Source organism: Streptomyces sp. NBC_00503, from assembly GCF_036346895.1.
Taxonomy (GTDB): Bacteria; Actinomycetota; Actinomycetes; order Streptomycetales; family Streptomycetaceae; genus Streptomyces.
In genome coordinates, this window is record NZ_CP107855.1 from 2,582,118 (window position 1) to 2,598,597 (window position 16,480).

Annotated in this window: 16 protein-coding genes; 9 read left to right on the forward strand and 7 right to left on the reverse strand. The window is 73.9% G+C overall.

Annotated elements, in window-relative coordinates; translation table 11 throughout:
* Positions 1-32 precede the first annotated feature (32 nt).
* Positions 33-794, reverse strand: a complete 762-nt coding sequence (locus OG490_RS12100) for a glucose 1-dehydrogenase (RefSeq protein ID WP_443065793.1) — start codon at positions 792-794, stop codon at positions 33-35.
* A gap of 78 nt (positions 795-872) precedes the next feature.
* Positions 873-1,592, reverse strand: coding sequence for a SanA/YdcF family protein (locus tag OG490_RS12105; RefSeq protein ID WP_330296289.1), 720 nt, complete (start codon positions 1,590-1,592; stop codon positions 873-875).
* A 330-nt stretch (positions 1,593-1,922) separates the two neighbouring features.
* Here OG490_RS12105 and OG490_RS12110 point away from each other — a divergent pair, with 330 nt between their 5' ends.
* The 4 genes from OG490_RS12110 to dnaG all read left to right on the forward strand — a co-directional run bounded on the left by OG490_RS12110 (position 1,923) and on the right by dnaG (position 7,366).
* Entirely contained in the window at positions 1,923-2,660 is a 738-nt protein-coding gene (locus tag OG490_RS12110) for a sirohydrochlorin chelatase (RefSeq protein ID WP_330296290.1), read from the forward strand.
* A 66-nt stretch (positions 2,661-2,726) separates the two neighbouring features.
* The gene (locus tag OG490_RS12115) at positions 2,727-4,049 is read left to right on the forward strand and encodes a deoxyguanosinetriphosphate triphosphohydrolase (protein ID WP_330296291.1); all 1,323 of its coding nucleotides are present in this window, start codon (positions 2,727-2,729) and stop codon (positions 4,047-4,049) included.
* Between the two features lie 93 nt (positions 4,050-4,142).
* Entirely contained in the window at positions 4,143-5,417 is a 1,275-nt protein-coding gene (locus OG490_RS12120; RefSeq protein WP_330296292.1) for an NAD(P)/FAD-dependent oxidoreductase, read from the forward strand.
* A 35-nt stretch (positions 5,418-5,452) separates the two neighbouring features.
* A complete protein-coding gene (dnaG, locus tag OG490_RS12125; RefSeq protein ID WP_330296293.1) occupies positions 5,453-7,366 on the forward strand; it encodes a DNA primase in 1,914 nt (637 codons plus the stop codon).
* A gap of 24 nt (positions 7,367-7,390) precedes the next feature.
* Here the strand turns inward: dnaG and OG490_RS12130 are convergent, their stop codons facing one another.
* Positions 7,391-7,834, reverse strand: coding sequence for a gamma-glutamylcyclotransferase family protein (locus OG490_RS12130; protein WP_443065794.1), 444 nt, complete (start codon positions 7,832-7,834; stop codon positions 7,391-7,393).
* Positions 7,835-7,995: 161 nt separating this feature from the next.
* On the opposite strand from OG490_RS12130, the gene OG490_RS12135 reads away from it, so the two are divergent.
* The 4 genes from OG490_RS12135 (at position 7,996) to OG490_RS12150 (ending at position 11,504) form a co-directional block, all read left to right on the forward strand.
* Positions 7,996-8,691 (forward strand): hypothetical protein, encoded by a 696-nt coding sequence (locus OG490_RS12135; RefSeq protein WP_330296295.1) that lies wholly within the window; start codon positions 7,996-7,998, stop codon positions 8,689-8,691.
* A complete protein-coding gene (locus OG490_RS12140) occupies positions 8,688-9,995 on the forward strand; it encodes a HAMP domain-containing sensor histidine kinase (RefSeq protein WP_330296296.1) in 1,308 nt (435 codons plus the stop codon). Before OG490_RS12135 ends, OG490_RS12140 begins: the two co-directional genes overlap by 4 nt.
* Before the next feature lie 201 nt (positions 9,996-10,196).
* Entirely contained in the window at positions 10,197-10,745 is a 549-nt protein-coding gene (locus OG490_RS12145) for a hypothetical protein (RefSeq protein WP_330296297.1), read from the forward strand.
* Between the two features lie 138 nt (positions 10,746-10,883).
* Positions 10,884-11,504 (forward strand): class F sortase, encoded by a 621-nt coding sequence (locus tag OG490_RS12150; protein ID WP_330296298.1) that lies wholly within the window; start codon positions 10,884-10,886, stop codon positions 11,502-11,504.
* 3 nt (positions 11,505-11,507) lie between these two features.
* Here the strand turns inward: OG490_RS12150 and OG490_RS12155 are convergent, their stop codons facing one another.
* From OG490_RS12155 to OG490_RS12170, 4 genes are read right to left on the reverse strand one after another with little or no spacing between them, the layout of a single operon-like run.
* The gene (locus OG490_RS12155) at positions 11,508-12,488 is read right to left on the reverse strand and encodes a class I SAM-dependent methyltransferase (RefSeq protein WP_330296299.1); all 981 of its coding nucleotides are present in this window, start codon (positions 12,486-12,488) and stop codon (positions 11,508-11,510) included.
* A gap of 22 nt (positions 12,489-12,510) precedes the next feature.
* Positions 12,511-13,287, reverse strand: coding sequence for a sulfite exporter TauE/SafE family protein (locus OG490_RS12160; protein ID WP_330296300.1), 777 nt, complete (start codon positions 13,285-13,287; stop codon positions 12,511-12,513).
* Between the two features lie 36 nt (positions 13,288-13,323).
* Positions 13,324-13,638: a hypothetical protein gene (locus OG490_RS12165; protein ID WP_330296301.1), complete on the reverse strand. Its 315-nt coding sequence runs from the start codon at positions 13,636-13,638 to the stop codon at positions 13,324-13,326.
* 53 nt (positions 13,639-13,691) lie between these two features.
* Positions 13,692-14,987 carry a ferredoxin reductase family protein gene (locus OG490_RS12170; RefSeq protein ID WP_330296302.1) on the reverse strand — a complete coding sequence of 432 codons (1,296 nt, stop codon included), beginning with the start codon at positions 14,985-14,987 and terminating at the stop codon, positions 13,692-13,694.
* Between the two features lie 168 nt (positions 14,988-15,155).
* Here OG490_RS12170 and OG490_RS12175 point away from each other — a divergent pair, with 168 nt between their 5' ends.
* Complete coding sequence (locus tag OG490_RS12175; RefSeq protein ID WP_330296303.1) at positions 15,156-16,478, forward strand: NAD(P)/FAD-dependent oxidoreductase; 1,323 nt, start codon at positions 15,156-15,158, stop codon at positions 16,476-16,478.
* Positions 16,479-16,480: the final 2 nt, after the last annotated feature.

The following is a 16,480-nucleotide window of genomic DNA, read 5'->3' on the forward strand; positions in this document are numbered from 1 at the left end:
ACGCCTCTTGTACGGGCACCTCAGCGCGGGCCCTACTGCCCGGTGAGGTACTTCACCGTGAGGCCGGCCGTCCAGCCGCCGTCCACGGCCAGTTCCGCGCCGGTCATGTAGCCCGCGGCGTCCGAGAGGAGGAAGGCGACGGCGGCGGCGATCTCCTCGGGGAGGCCGACGCGGCCCAGCGGGGCGCCGGGGTAGTTGCCCTCGCCCTGCTGGATGCCGATCGGGGCGGTCATCGGGGTCAGCGTCATGCCGGGGTGGACGGAGTTGACGCGGATCCTGGATTCGGCGAGCTCGACCGCGCCGATCTTCGACAGTCCGCGCACGCCCCACTTCGAGGCCCCGTATCCGGCGGTCAGCGCGAGGCCGGTGAGGCCTGCGGCGGAGGAGATGTTGACGATGGAGCCGCCGCCGTTCTCCCGCATCAGCGGGATCGCGGCCTTGATGCCGATGAAGACGCCGACCAGGTTGATCTCGAGGACCCGGCGGAAGTGCTCGACGCTCTCGTGCTCCAGGAACTGGCCGGTGGAGATGCCCGCGTTGTTGACCAGGCCGTCGATGCGGCCGAACTCGGCGACCGCGTACTCCAGCGCCGCCTGCCAGTCGGACTCGCTGGTCACGTCGTGCTTGAGGAAGCGCGCCGCGTCGCCGAGCCCGGCCGCCGTCTCGGTGCCCTCCGCCTCCAGGACGTCGGTGATCAGCACCTTGCCGCCGCCGTCCACGACGGCCTGCGCGGCCGCCGCGCCGAGGCCGCGGGCCCCGCCGGTGATGACGACGACCTTGTCACTCAGATCCACTACAGCCACGGTATCCACGACCCCTGACGCACGAGACAGATAGGTATATGACTAATCGGCATACACCGATGAGTGGCGTCAGTCTGTCAGAGCGGCCAGGGCCCGCGACACCCCCTCCTCCTTCGGGCCCAGGAACTTCGGCTCCGGCTCGAACACCGCGTCCAGCGCCGCCTTGCCCGCCGCGAACACCTCGCGGATGCCGCCGTAGTACCAGGTCGCGTCGTGTGCGTCCGCGACGCCGACCCCGTACGAGTCCACGCCCGCGGCCTCGCACAGGGCGACCGCCCGGCGGATGTGGAAGCCCTGGCTGATGAGCACCGCCCGGTGGACCCCGAAGACCTCCCGGGCCCGGACGCAGGAGTCCCAGGTGTCGAATCCCGCGAAATCGCTGACGATCCGCTGGTCGGGCACGCCGTGGCCGGTCAGGTACGTGCGCATCGCGTCGGGCTCGTCGTACTCGGTGCGGCTGTTGTCCCCGGTGACCAGGACGACCTTGACCTTGCCCGCGCGGTAGAGCTCGGCCGCGGCGTCGAGCCGGTTCGCGAGGTACGGGGTCGGGCGGCCGTTCCACAGCCCGGCTCCGAAGACCACCGCCACCTCGGCGGCGGGCGCGTCGGCGGTGGTGCGCAGCCGGGGTCCGGCGGCCGCGTGGGTCCACGCGGAGGGCAGCAACGCCACCACGCAGCCGGCCATCACCAGCTGCACGGCCCGCCGCCGGGCCCGTACGCTCCCGGGCAGCAGCGCCCCCGGCCGCAGCCGCCGCAGCCGCCCCGCCAGCCGTGTCCCGATCCCGCGCATGCCCGACCCCCGTGTTGTTCCCGGTACGTGTTCCGCAGCTCAGGACGCCGAGGAAGATCGCACGGTTGCCGGGGCCACCCGGGCCGACGCCGGGGCGCGCGCCCGCCGCTCGCCGTCCACCTCCCTGTGAGCAGGTGGAAAAGACCCGTCACCCCGGCGCAACGCACCGGCAACGTGCGGCGCGCAGGATCGGTTCATGACGGAGCCGGCGCACCCTCCCGAGTCCCTTCCCTTCCAGCCCGCCACCACGGCCGAGCTGCTGACCCGGTTCACCGCCCAGCTCGGCACGCAGCTCAGCGGGCTGCGCCCCCGACACCAGGGAGTCCTCCCATGCAGCCCACCCTCGTCGCCGTGGCCCACGGCAGCCGTGACCCGCGCGCCCTCCCCGCCGTCGAAGCCCTGCTCGAGCGGGTCCGCGAGCTCCGCCCCCGCCTCCGTGTCCGGCTCGGGCACGTCGAGCTGAACCGGCCCCTGCTCGACCACACGCTCGAACGGGCCACCGGAGAGGCCGTGCTCGTGCCGCTGCTGCTGGGGCGCGGAACCCACGTCAAGCGGGACCTGCCTGCCGCGGCCGCCCGCGCCGGGCACCTGCGGACCCGGGTGGCGGCCCCCCTCGGCCCGCATCCACTGCTGGTCGAAGCCCTCTACGAGCGGCTCGTGGAGGCCGGCTGGGCCGCCGGGTCGGCGGTGGTGCTGGCCGCCGCCGGATCGCGCGACCCCGAGTCCGCCGCCGATGTGCGGGCCACCGCCGCCCTGTTGTCCGAACGGCTCGGCGGGGTGCCCGTGGTGGCGGCCTACGCCTCGGCCGCCGCGCCCACCGTGCCCGAAGCGGTACGGGCCCTGGCCGCGCGGGGCTGCCACCGGCCCGCGGTGGCCTCGTACTTCACCGCACCGGGGCGGTTCGCCTCCGCGAGCGCCGCCGCCGCGCCGGGAGCGGCCGCCGCCCCGCTGGGCGATCATCCGGCGCTGGCCCGCCTGGTGCTCCAGCGCTACGACGAAGCCCTGGCGGCGCGACAGGAGGAGGGGTACGGGGGGCGGAGCGGAGCTCTGGAACTGGCCACCGCTTAAAGGGCGTGTTGGTTCGGATTGCTCGGATTGCTCCTCTTGTCGGTGACTCCGGTTACCGTTTCGGGCATGGAAGGCTTGGAAGGCACCACCGCGTCCGCCCGTCCGCCCTACGACTCCGCCGACACCGAGCGCTGGGCCGCCGAGCCCGACAAACGGCCGGGCCGGACCGCCTTCCAGCGCGACCGCGCCCGCGTACTGCACTCCGCGGCCCTGCGCCGCCTCGCCGGGAAGACCCAGGTGGTCACCCCCGGTACGCGTTCGTACGACTGGGACGCGAGTCCCCGTACGCGCCTGACGCACTCCCTGGAATGCGCCCAGGTCGGCCGTGAGCTCGGCGCCGCGCTCGGCTGCGATCCCGATCTGGTCGAGGCCGCCTGCCTCTCGCACGACATGGGACACCCGCCTTTCGGCCACAACGGCGAGGAAGCCCTCAACGAGTTCGCCAAGGACTGCGGCGGCTTCGAGGGCAACGCCCAGTCGCTGCGCCTGCTGACCCGGCTGGAGCCCAAGCGGTTCGTTCCGGATCCGGCCACCGGCGAGCTCGTCAGCGTGGGGCTCAACCTCACCCGGGCCTGCCTGGACGCCGCCACCAAGTACCCCTGGGCGCGCGGGGACCACCCCACCGACCCCGGATCGGTGAAGTTCGGCGCGTACGAGGACGACCTGCCGGTCTTCGAGTGGCTGCGCCGCGGCGCGCCCGCCGACCGCAAGTGCTTCGAGGCGCAGGTCATGGACTGGGCCGACGACGTGGCGTACTCCGTCCACGACTTCGAGGACGGCCTGCACGCCGGCCACCTCGACCCGAACCTGCTCTTCGCCGAGCCCGAGCGCACCGCGATCTGGCGGGTGGCGATCGGCCGGTACGTACCGGCCGACACCGAGCCGGAGGAGCTGCGCGAGGCGCTGGACCGGCTGATGGAGCAGGAGTGGTGGCCGCACGGGTACGACGGCTCGGCCGTGGCCCAGGCCCGCCTGAAGGACGCCACGAGCCAGCTGATCGGCCGCTTCTGCCTGGCCGCCGAGGGGGCCACCCGGCAGGCGTACGGCACCGGTCGCCTGACCCGGTACGGGGCGGAGCTGATGGTCCCGCGCGAGGCGCGCAACGAATGCGCCGTCCTCAAGGCGGTCGCCGATCTGTACGTCATGCAGCGCGACGAGCAGGAGCGGATCCGCGCCGATCAGCGGATCGTCCTGGCCGAGCTCGCGGAGGCGCTGAGCGCCCAGGCGCCGGAGGGCCTGGACCCGCAGTTCCGGGCCGTCTTCGACGCCGCACCGGACGACAAGGCCCGTAAACGCGCGGTCGTCGACCAGATCGCGATGCTCACGGACGCCTCCGCGCGCTCCCTCCACTCACGGCTCACGATGCGCACGCGACGCGCCGAAGGGTGAGCCGATCGGGCCACTGCCCCTTCACGCGGCAGGCTCAGTGCGGGACGCTCGCATGTGGTCGCATGTGGCGGAGAGGTTATGAGGAGGCATCAGGTGGTCGACGCACACCGGACATTCGTCATCGTCGGCGCAGGGCTTGCCGGAGCTAAGGCGGCCGAGACGCTGAGGTCCGAGGGGTTCACGGGGCGGGTGATCCTCATCGGAGACGAGCGCGACCATCCCTACGAGCGGCCACCGCTCTCCAAGGGATACCTGACGGGCAAGGAGGAGCGCGAGAGCGTCTTCGTCCACGAGCCCTCCTGGTACGCGGCCTCCGACATCGAGCTGCACCTCGGCCAGCCGGCGGTCCAGCTCGACCGGGAAGCCAAGAAGGTGGTCCTCGGCGACGGCACCGCGCTGCCCTACGACAAGCTGCTGCTGGCCACCGGCGCCGAGCCGCGCCGGCTGGACATCCCGGGCACCGGGCTGGTCGGGGTGCACCACCTGCGCCGCCTCGCGCACGCCGAACGGCTGCGGGGGGCGCTGGCCGGGCTCGGCCGCGACAACGGGCACCTGCTGATCGCGGGCGCCGGCTGGATCGGACTGGAGGTCGCCGCGGCGGCCCGCGGGTACGGGGCCGAGGTCACGGTCATCGAACCGGAGGCGACCCCGCTCCACGCGGTGCTCGGTCCGGAGATCGGCCGGCTCTTCGCGGACCTGCACGCCTCGCACGGGGTCCGGTTCCACTTCGGGGCCCGGCTGACCGAGATCGTCGGGCACGACGGGATGGTGCTGGCGGCGCGCACCGACGACGGGGAGGAGCACCCGGCGCACGCGGTCCTCTCCGCGATCGGGGCGGCGCCGCGCACGGCCCTCGCGGAGACCTCGGGACTGGCCCTGGTGGACCGGGAGCACGGCGGCGGGATCGCCGTGGACGCCTCGCTGCGCACCTCGGACCCGGACATCTTCGCGGTCGGGGACGTGGCCGCGGCGCACCATCCGGTGCTGGGGACCCGGCTGCGGGTCGAGCACTGGGCGAACGCCCTGAACGGGGGTCCGGCGGCCGCGCGGGCGATGCTGGGGCAGGAGGTCAGCTACGACCGGGTGCCGTACTTCTTCTCGGACCAGTACGACGTGGGCCTGGAGTACTCCGGGTACGCCCCGGTGGGCGGCTACGACCAGGTGCTGATCCGCGGGGACGTGGGCAAGCGGGAGTTCATCGCCTTCTGGCTGTCGGACGGCCGGGTCCTGGCCGGGATGAACGTCAACGTGTGGGACGTCGCCGAGCACATCCAGGCCCTGATCAGGTCGAAGGCGCCCGTAGACCGCGAAAGGCTGGCGGATCCCACGGTTCCGATTTCCTCCCTGGTACCGGCGGAGGGGGCCTGACGGGATTGTCGGCCCCCGGCCGTAGACTTGCCCGCGTGGCAGGACGGATCAACGACGACGACGTGAAGGCGGTACGGGACGCGGTCCCTATCGACGCCGTGGTCTCGGAGTACCTCCAGCTGCGCAACGCCGGCGGCGGCAACCTCAAGGGCCTCTGCCCGTTCCACGACGAGAAGTCCCCGTCCTTCCAGGTCAGCCCCAGCAAGGGCTTCTACCACTGCTTCGGCTGCCAGGCGGGCGGGGACACCCTCGACTTCGTCATGAAGATCGACCACCTCTCCTTCTCGGAGGCGGTCGAGCGCCTGGCCGGCCTGGCCGGAATCACCCTGCGGTACGAAGAGGGCGGCTACACCGCCGGCACCAGCGGCCGCGGGGAGCGCATCCGGCTCGTCGAGGCGCACAAGGCCGCCGCCCTCTTCTACATGGAGCAGCTGGGCAGCGCCGAAGCGGAGATCGGCCGCAAGTTCCTGGCCGAGCGCGGCTTCGACCAGGCCGCGGCCGCGCACTTCAGCGTGGGCTACAGCCCGGCCGGCTGGGACCACCTGACCCGCTTCCTGCGCGGCAAGGGCTTCAGCGACAAGGAACTGATCACCTCGGGCCTGGCCCAGGACAGCCGCAGCGGAAAGCCCATCGACCGCTTCCGCGGCCGCCTGATGTGGCCCATCCGCGACATCAGCGGCGAAGTGGTCGGCTTCGGCGCGCGCAAGCTGCGCGAGGACGACAACGGCCCCAAGTACCTGAACACCCCCGAGACCTCGATCTACAAGAAGTCCCAGGTGCTCTACGGCATCGACCTGGCCAAGAAGGAGATCGCGAAGACCTCCCGGGCCGTCGTCGTCGAGGGTTACACCGACGTGATGGCCTGCCACATGGCCGGGGTCACCACCGCGATCGCCACCTGCGGCACCGCCTTCGGCGGGGACCACATCAAGATCCTGCGCCGCCTGCTGATGGACAACGCGACCGCTGAGGTGATCTTCACCTTCGACGGGGACGCGGCCGGGCAGAAGGCCGCGCTGCGCGCCTTCGAGGACGACCAGAAGTTCGCCGCCGAGACCTCCATCACCATCGCCCCGGGCGGCATGGACCCCTGCGACCTGCGCCTGGCGCAGGGCGACGCGGCCGTGGCCTCGCTGGTCGAGGCCCGGACCCCGCTGTTCGAGTTCGCCCTCAAGCACATCGTGGCCCGGCACAACCTGGAGAACCCGGCGGGGCGCTCGGCCGCCCTGGACGAGGCCGCCCCGATCATCAAGAAGATCAAGAACGTCGGGATCCAGCACGAGTCGGCGGTCCAGCTGGCGGGCATGCTGGGCATGCGCGACGAGCAGTTCGTGGTCAAGCGGATCGCCCAGCTCGACCGCTGGGCCCGGGAGCGCGGCAACCAGCCCCAGCAGCAGCGCCGTGGCCGGGCCGGTCACTCCTCCCACTCGTACGAGGACATCGCCGCACCGGCCGCAGCCCCCGCGGGCCCCGCGCTGAACCTGCGCAGCCCGGCCCACATCACCGAGCGCGAGCTGCTCAAACTGGCGCTCCAGCGCCCGGCCCTGGTCTCCCCCGCCTTCGACGCCTACGGCATGGACGAATTCACCGCGCCGCCCTACGCGGCCGTCCGCCAGGCCATCCTGGACGCCGGCGGAGCCTCCCTGGGCACCGAGGACTACCTGACCCGGGTCCGGGAAGCCGCCCCGAACGACACCGTCCGCGCGCTCGTCACCGAGCTCGTCGTCGAAGCCATCCACGCCAAGACGGTCGACGAGATCTACGCCGGGGTCCAGCTGGTCCAGGTCCGGCTGCGCGCCGTCGACCGCCGGGTGCACGAGATCCAGGGCACGATGGCCCGCCTCGGCCACCAGGGCTCGCCGGAGCAGCTCGCGGCGGTCCAGGAGGAGCTGTGGGTCCTCCAGCAGTACGGCCAGCGGCTGCGCAACCGGGGCGCGGAAGGCCTGTAGGCCTGTCACCCGCCTCGCGGCGGCCTAGCCGCGGCGCAGCCAGTCGCCGCCGGGGATCTCCGTACCGGAGTCCGCCAGCCGACGGGCCAGGGGCGGGGCCGCCAGGTAGACCCAGGCGCGGACCGCGGTGCCGTCGGGGCGCAGGGCCTCGCGGGCGGAGCGGTCGTAGATGTTGCCGGGGCTCCCCGGGCCCTCGTACTCCTCCAGCAGGTCCAGCGCGGCCAGGAGTTCCCCGTACGCCCCCGGGACCGGGGTGATCAGCTCCCCGGCTATGGCGGAGCCGGGGCGGTCGACGGCGTACGGGTAGCCGGGGCCCTCGTACAGTGCCGCGTCCGGGAGGCGGGCGGGCTCCTCGGCGGCGGTGCGGCCGCGCAGGAAGAGGTCGTGGTTGACCTCGCCCGGCCGCAGGGTCCCGTAGACGAAGAACGGGAGCTCCTCCGGTTCCGTTCCGGGCACGGGCACAGGCATGGGCACGGGTGCCGGTGCCGGTGTCGATCTCGTACTTTCGCCCCGGCCCCCCGGCCGATCGACCGATGCCATACGGCCCTCCCTCGACTCACACTGACAGTCCCCGACGCCGTCCACCGTCAGTCTCCTCCCTCCCCACCACCTCACGGTTCTGGCCCCCCATGTCTCGACTGACCCGCCGCAGCCTCCTGGCCGCCGCCCTGCTCTGCGTCGGCCTCGGCGGCTGCGCCGCGCCCGGCGGCCTCGGGCGGGCCGAACCCGCGCCGGCCGTCTCGGCCCAGCCGCGGGCGAAGCCGCTGTGGCCGGTGTGGACCGAGGAGTCCCCGAAGGCGGGCGGCGCGGCGGTGTCCAGCCAGGCGCCCCCGCCGGCGCCGCTCGACGACGCGCCCGCGGTGGGGCCCGAAGGGATCGAGAAGGTCGACGTACGGGCCGTCCTGTACGCGGACCGGCAGATGAGGTCCTTCACCAACAAGAGCGAGATCCCCTCCCCTGGCCGCCCCGGGCTGCGACCGCCCCGGTACAAGGACGTGACCGGTGACGGGAAGCCCGAACTGATCGTCGCCGCGGACACCGAGACCGGCCGCTCGATCCTCGCCGTCTACACCGCGGCCGGCGGGAAGATCCTGCCGATCCTGCACACCAGCGGACGCCGGCTGAGCCCCGAGACCGTGGGCACCGACCTGCTGGTCCGCAGCGCCGACGACGACGGTTCCGCGCACACCGTCCGCTACCACTGGGACGGGGTGCGGATGGTCGTGGTCAGCGACGAGAAGCACTTCGGCAACGCCATCGCCGACCCCGGGGAGTGCCCGGCGCCGACGGGTCCCACCTCCGGGAAGGGCGGTGTCCTGCGGTGAGGCCCGCCCTGCTGCGCTGCCGCCAGCTCGTGCGCGCCCTCGGCCTGCGCTGGAAGATCTCCGTGCTCCTCGCCGTCGGCTGTTCGCTCGTCGCCCTCACCATCGGCGTCCTGATCCACGAGGCCCGGGTCCGCCAGGTCGCCGAGGCCGCCCGGCAGAGCGCCACCGCGCAACTGGTGCGCGTACGGCAGGTCTACGAGCTCACGGGCCAGCTGGACTTCGACAAGGTCGGCGAGGCCGACGCCCGGATCGACTGCCCCTCCCTCCCCGATCCGCTGCGCCGGGCGGCCCTGGCCGGGGAGCGCACCACCTACCTCGACCTGGACGGACCCCACCCGGCGGTCTGGGCCGCCCGGCCGGTCGGCGGCGACCAAGTGCTCTCCGTACGGCAGTCACTGACCGCCAACCAGCAGGAACTGCGCGATCTCGACCAGCAGTTGGCGGTGTCCGGAGCAGCGGTCGTCACCCTCGCGGCGTTCGGCGGATCGCTGCTCGCGAGCCGGCTCAGCAAGGACCTGCGGTCGGCGGCCGAGACGGCCCGGCGGATCAGCGCCGGCGAACTGGACGCCCGGATCGGACCTTCGGGGGTGCCAGGGACCCGCAACGAAGTGGCGGAGCTGTCCTCGGCCGTGGACACGATGGCGGCGAGCCTGCAGCGGCGGCTGGTGGCCGAGCAGCGGTTCACCGCGGACGTGGCGCACGAGCTGCGGACCCCCCTGACCGGACTGCACACGGCCGCCGAATTGCTGCCTCCGGGCCGGCCCACGGAGCTGGTGCGCGACCGGGTCGCGGCGCTGCGCACGCTCACGGAGGACCTCCTGGAGGTGGCCCGGCTGGACGCGGACCGGGAGGAGGCCCAGCTGGACGTCCACCCACTGGGGCCGCTGGTGGAGTCGATCACCCGGCGTTCGGGGGTGGCGGCGACCGTGCGGGGCGCGGACGGCGGGAGCCGGGTGCGCACGGACGTACGGCGCCTCGAGCGCATCCTGACGAACCTGCTGGTCAATGCCCACCGGCACGGCGGGGCCTCGATCACCGTGACGGTGGCGGGGAACACGGTGACGGTCCTCGACCGGGGTCCGGGCTTCCCCGAGCACCTGCTGCGCGACGGGCCCCAGCGGTTCCAGACGGGCACGGCCGAACGCGGCCAGGGCACGGGGCTCGGCCTGACCATCGCCCTGGGCCAGGCCCAGGTCATCGGAGCCCGGGTCACCCTCGCGAACGCCACCCCCACGGGCGCCTCGGCCACGATCACCCTGCCCCCGGCGCAGGACTCCACCGGGGACGACCCCGGCGGAGGGTGACACCGGCCCGGGGTGACCCCGGCGGGCCGCGGTCACCCGGACGGGGTGGGGGTACACGGATGGCCGCCTCGCAGGCGTTGAGCTGCGCAAACGGCTCCGCGGAGGACGGCTCGCGGCGAATCTGACTGGACATCAGCAGGCGCCCGGTCGCCACCGCCGGTTACCTCGGGAACACGACCCCGTGTCCCCAGGAGACCCACCATGCGCCGACGCACCGCCCACGTGCTCACCGCCACCGCGCTGACCGCTCTCGCGTTCGCCGGCCCGGTGGCGGGCGCGGTCGCCGCAGCGGACCTGGGGATGGCGGCCTTCGCACCCGGGGACTTCGCCCCGCTGGAGGTGTGGCCCAAGTCCGCCTCCCCCGGCACCACCGTCACGGTGAACACCCGTGCCTGTGGCCCCGACAGCCACGCCGAGGGCGATGCCTCCACCGTCGGCGGCGGCCGCTTCAAGCTGGCCCCGGGGACTCACAAGGAGGTGGTCGTGGGACAGTTCCAGGTCGGCCACTCCGTCCACCCGGGCACCTACGGCATCGGCGCCACCTGCGCGAACGGCAAGTTCGCCACCGGCGACCTGATCGTCACCGAACACGACCGCGGCCCGCAGGGCCACGTCCGTACCGGGGTGGGCGGTGGCACGACCACCACCGCCGACCCCGCCAAGATCACGGCGGGAGTGGCAGTGCTGGCCGCCACCGCCGTCGGCGGTATCTGGCTCCTGCGTCGCCGGGCGAGCGGCACGCAGAGCTGACGGACGCCCACCGCGGCCCCGGCCGCGGTCCGACCGGTACCGCCCCCCGTCGCCCGCCCCGCGAGGTCCCCCCCGTTCGCGGGGCCGGGCGACGGACACTCACCAACGCGCCGACGGCGCAACGGCAAGGGGGCCCGCATGGAAACAGGCCGAGCCCGCCGCGGCGGGCTCGTCGCGCTCGCCGCCTGCATCGGCGTCTGGCTCGTCGGCAGCGGCTCCGGCGAGCAGGTCCGGCCCCCGCTGCCCTCCCCCGGCGAGGCGCTGAGCGCCCAGGCGCAGTACCCGGGGTCCATCTCCGCGCTCCCCGGATCCCCGCCCACCCGGATCCGGATCCCGTCCATCCGGGTGGACGCCCCGCTCATGGGGCTCGGCCTGCAGTCCGACGGCAGCCTCGAAGTGCCGCCGCCCGCCCGCCGGGACCTGGCCGGCTGGTACCGCGACGGGACCACCCCGGGCGCCACGGGCACCGCGGTCGTCGCGGGACACGTGGACGACGCCACCGGCCCGGCGGTCTTCTACCACCTCGGCGCGCTGCGCCGCGGGGCCCTGATCGAGGTGGCCCGCGCGGACGGGCGTACGGCCGTGTTCACCGTCCACGCGGTGGAGGTCTACGACGCCAAGGCCTTTCCCGACGCGCGCGTCTACGGGCCTTCACCGCGCGCCGAGCTCCGCGTCATCACCTGCGGCGGCGGCTTCTCCCCGCGCACCGGCTACCAGGGCAACGTGGTCGTCTTCGCCCACCTCACGGGCACCTACTGACCCCTACTGACCCGCGCCGGCGCCGGACTGGGCACCGTCCCTGCTCGGCCACGGGCCGCCCGCGCCCAACCGCTCCGCGCCCATCAGCCGCCCGGAGGACCGCCCGAGGGCCTCGCGCAGCGGGGCCTCCAGCTCCGGGCGGATGCCGATGACCGGGCGCATGGCGGTACGGAAGGGACGGGCCGGCCGCGGGGGTCCGTAGACCAGGGGCCGGATGCCCGGAATGCTCGCGGCGCGCAGCAGGGTTTCGTCGGAGTGGGCGCGCAGGGCGGCGGCGAACCCGTCGTGGCGGGCGAGCGGATCGCGCGTGCGGGTGCGGTGCTGGATCCAGGCTCCGACGGGTGCCAGCCGGGTGGCGGCGATGTCGAAGTGGCAGAAGGCGAGAGCCGGCGAGTCGGCCTGGGCCCGGAAGAACTCGGCGAGGTCGGGGCCGCGGAACCGGCGCAGCATTCCGGTGGAGACGTAGACGGTGGCCACCTCCGGGAGGTCGAAGGCGTTGCCGTGGACGAACCGGCAGTCGAGCCCCTCGGAGCGGGCCAGCCGGTCGGCCTCGGCGACCAGCGCGGCATCGAGGTCGACCCCGATGAGTTCCACGCCGGGTCCCAGGGCGCCGGTGGCGGCGAGCCGGCGGACGAGGTGGCCGAGTCCGCAGCCGATGTCGACGAGGCGGAAGCGGCCGCGGCGCCCGGTGAGCTCGCGGACGGTTTCGAAGACCGGGCCGAGGATCCGCGCCAGCCCTTCGTCGAGGCGCAGTTCCTCGCCGAGCTGCTGCGTCCCGGTGTGTACACCGATCATCAGGCGGTCGACGGCGAGCGGATCGAGTACGTCGTCGGGGCCGGCCGGCAGTTCCGCGACGATACGGGCCCCGAGCCGGTCACCGCTGTCCGCGAGCCTGCGGACCACATCGGCGCGGCGTACGGGCAACCGGGCCAGACTGTGCGGGTCGGTGACGGTGATCAGGTCTGATATTTCGAGACGGGGCACGTCCCGAACCTTACGCCCCAGGTCAGCCCCACTGTTCGAGGCCCAGCTTGACGACCAGGGCGCCGACCACCGTCAGGAGGACCCCGCGGACGAACCCGCTCCCCTTCTTCAGCGCCATCCGGGCGCCGATCATGCCGCCGGCGAGGTTGAAGACGGCCATCAGGGCGGCCAGTTGCCACAGCACCATGCCCTGGTAGGCGAACATGGCGAGCGCCCCGGCGTTGGTGCACACGTTGACGATCTTCGCGGTGGCGGAGGCGGTGACCAGGTCGAGGTGGAGCAGGGCGGTCAGGGCCAGTACGAGGAAGGTGCCGGTGCCGGGGCCGATGAGGCCGTCGTAGAAGCCGATGCCCAGACCGGCCAGGGCGATGGCCAGCAGGACGCGTTGGCGGCTGACGGGGGTGGCTCCGGGCGCGGTGCCGAAGGCGGGGCGGAAGATGACGAAGCCGGCGACCACCACCAGGACGGCCATGATCAGCGGGCGCATCGCGTCCTTGCTGATCCCGCCGGCCAGGGCGGCTCCGCCCATCGAGCCGATGAGGGCGGCCAGTCCGATGCGGACGGCCAGTTTCACGTCCACCGTGGTCTTGCGCAGGTAGGTGACGGCCGCGCCCGAGGTGCCGACGATGGCCACGGCCTTGTTGGTGCCGAGGACGGTGGCGGGGTGGGCGTTCGGCAGACCGAGCAGCAGGGCGGGCAGGAGCAGCAGGCCGCCGCCGCCCACGACGGCGTCGATCCAGCCGGCCGCCGCGGCGGCCACGCACAAGATGATGATCATGGTTGTCGATATGTCAGGCACGGCCCGACCCTACGGAGCCGTTGGCTGTAGCAGCCATCAATCCCGGGAAACTTTCGCAAAGGTTGAGGTTCCGCCGGAAGGCACCCGGTCAGGGGCCGCCGGAGCCGCCGGGTCCACCACCACCGTCAGCACGCTCGCGGCCAGCACGCTGGCCAGCCCGAGCCCGGCCGCCAGCCGCCGCGCGGGCGGTACGGAGGCCAGCGCGGCCCGCACGACATGCACCGGGGAGCTACGCGGCCTGCGGTGCCGGGCGACCGCCGCGACGGCCGGGCCGGGCCCGGGCCCGGGCCCGGCCGGTACGGACACCGCCGGTACGGACACGGACAGCGCGACGTGCAGCGGGTGACGCATGATGCGACGGCCTCTCGGAAGCAGGATCGGGAGCGGAGTCAGGAGCGGGTGGCTCAGAAGCTGAAGCACTCGGAGTGGATCCGGTCGGCCGGCACCCCGGCCCGCAGCAGCGCCGACTGGGTGGCGTCCGCCATCCCCGGCGGCCCGCACAGGTACACGTCGTGCTCCGCCAGGTCCGGGACCAGCCCGAGCAGCGCCCGCGGAGCCAGCGGATCGTAGGCCTCGTCCGAACGCCCGAGCAGGTAGTGCAGCCCGGCCCGCCGTTCGGCGGCGATGGCCTCCAGCTCGGAGCGCAGGACCAGCTGCTCCTCGGCCCCGGCCCGGTAGAGCAGGGTGATGTCCCCGGGCCCGCCGGGCAGCGTCTCGAACAGGGCCCGCATCGGGGTGATCCCGACCCCGCCGGCGATGAGCAGCACCTTGGTCCGGGTCCGGCGGGCGGCGGTGAGCGCCCCGAAGGGGCCGGTGGCGATGACCCGGGTGCCGGGGCGCAGCCGGCGGATCCGGCGGGAGTGGCCTCCGAGGGCCTTCACGGTGATGCGCAGGGTGTCCCCGCGGACCGGCGCCGACAGCGAGAACGGCAGCGCGGTGTGCCACAGCCGCCGCTGGAGGAACCGCCAGCGCAGGAACTGCCCCGGCTCGGCGCGCAGTTCCGCGAGGTGCTCCCCGTAGACGACGACGGAGACCACCCCCGGCCCCTCGGCGCGGACCTCGGCGACGCGCAGTGCGTGCCGCAGGGCCTGGCGTACGGGGACCACGGCGCGGTACCAGACGAGCAGGACGGCGACGACGGCGTGCGCCAGGGCCCAGAACCAGGCGACGAGGGCCAGGTCGGGCCCGGCGAGCTGGTGCCCGAAGGCCAGGGCGGCGGCGAGGTAGACCAGCAGGTGCACCCCGCGCCAGGTTTCGTGCGGGACCCGGCGGCGTACGGATCGGGCGGAGGTGATGCCGACGGCGGCCAGCAGGACGGTACCGGCCGCCGCGGCGGCGAGGGCCGGGTAGCCGAGCAGGGCCCGGACGGCGGAGAGGACGTCGATCCCCTCGTGGACGGTGTACCCGCACAGGGCGAGGAGCCCGTGCCCGAAGCAGAGCAGGAGGACGTGGCGGCCGCCCAGCGCGTGCCAGCGGGCGAGCCGGTCGGCGCCGACCCCGTGCTCGACGGCGGGGACCCGGGCCATCAGGAACAGCAGCACGAGGACCCCGTACCCGGCGAGCAGGCCGGACAGGTGGGCGGCGGTCGCGAACAGGGCGTCGAGCCGGGCCGAGGGGTGCACCTGGGCGGCCCACAGCAGGGTCACGACCCCCGCCCCACCGAGCATCCCGCCCTTGACCCGTACCGCCGCATCTCGCATACGGGCCACGCTAAGGGCGCTCCGGGCGGCTCCCCGGCCCTCCCGGTGATCCTTAAGGCGGCCTTGAGGAACGCCTCACGGACCCTTAACCCGGACGCTGAGGTCGGCGTTCCGTGCGGGTAACAACGGCGATGCGGCGGGGAAACAGCGGCCGCGCACGCTCGTGTCATGACCTCGGAACAGCAGCGTGTGGTGGTGATCGGCGGTGGGCTCGCGGGCCTGCGGGTCGCGGCCCGGCTCGGCGCGGGAGTGACCGTCCTCGGCGAGGAGGCCCACTCCCCCTACAACCGGGTGCTGCTCGCGGAGGTCCTCGCGGGCCGGTACGCGCCGGAGGTGATCACGCTCCCGTCCCCCGGCCCGGCGCTGCGCCGGGGGGTACGGGCGGTCCGGATCGACCGGGCGGAACAGGTAGTGCACTGCGACGACGGAACGGTCGAGCCGTACTCCACCCTGGTCCTGGCCACGGGCTCCAACCCGGTGCTGCCCGCCCTGCGCGGCCTGTTCGAACCGGAAGGACGGGAACTCCCCCAGGGGGTCCACGCGTTCCGCACCATGGACGACTGCCTGGCCCTGTCCGGTGCCGTACGTCCCGGCGTGCGCGCGGTGGTGATCGGCGGCGGCCTCCTCGGCGTCTCGGCGGCCCGCGCCCTGGCCGAGCGCGGCGCCCAGGTGGTCCTGGCCCAGCAGGGCGAGCGCCTGATGGAGCGCCAACTCGACGCAGAGGCCTCGGCGCTGCTGCGGCTGCACCTGGCCGGCCTGGGCGTGGAGATCCACACGGAATGCCGGGTCCGCGGGCTGTCGACCACCTCCGCGGCTCCGCTCCCGGGACTCCGCCCCGGACCCCGCGCCTCAAACGCCGGCGAGGCTGAAATTGCCGGAGCACCCCGCCGCGTCACCGGGGTCGAACTCGCCGACGGCTACCGCCTCGACGCCGACCTCGTCGTCCTCGCCTGCGGCGTCCGCCCCCGCACAGGACTCGCCCAGGCCGCCGGCCTCGATGTCGGCAAGGGCGTCCTCGTCGACGACGAGCTCCGCACCAGCGACCCCCGCATCCACGCTGTAGGCGACTGCGCCGAGCACGCGGGCCGGGTCTACGGTCTGGCCGGCCCCGCCCTGGAGCAGGCCGACGCCCTCGTGGGCGTGCTCCTCGGCACCGGCAAGGGCATCCCCGCCGCCGCCTGCGGATACACCGGGACCCGGGCCCTGACCCGCCTCACCCTCACCGCCGGCGGCGACCATCCGCTCGACCTCGCCGCCTTCGGCGAGACCACCCCGCTCCCCGGCGACGACGTGGTCCGGCTCACCGACGCCACCCGCCGCACCTACCGCAAGGTCGTCGTCCGCGGCGACCGCCTCGTCGGCGGGGTCCTGCTCGGCGAACTCTCCAGCGTGGGCGCCCTCGCCCGCAGCTGGGAGGAGAGCGCCGCTCTCACCGACGAGCACGGCCCGACCGACCTGTTCCACCTGCTCACCGACGACGGAGGCTCCTGATC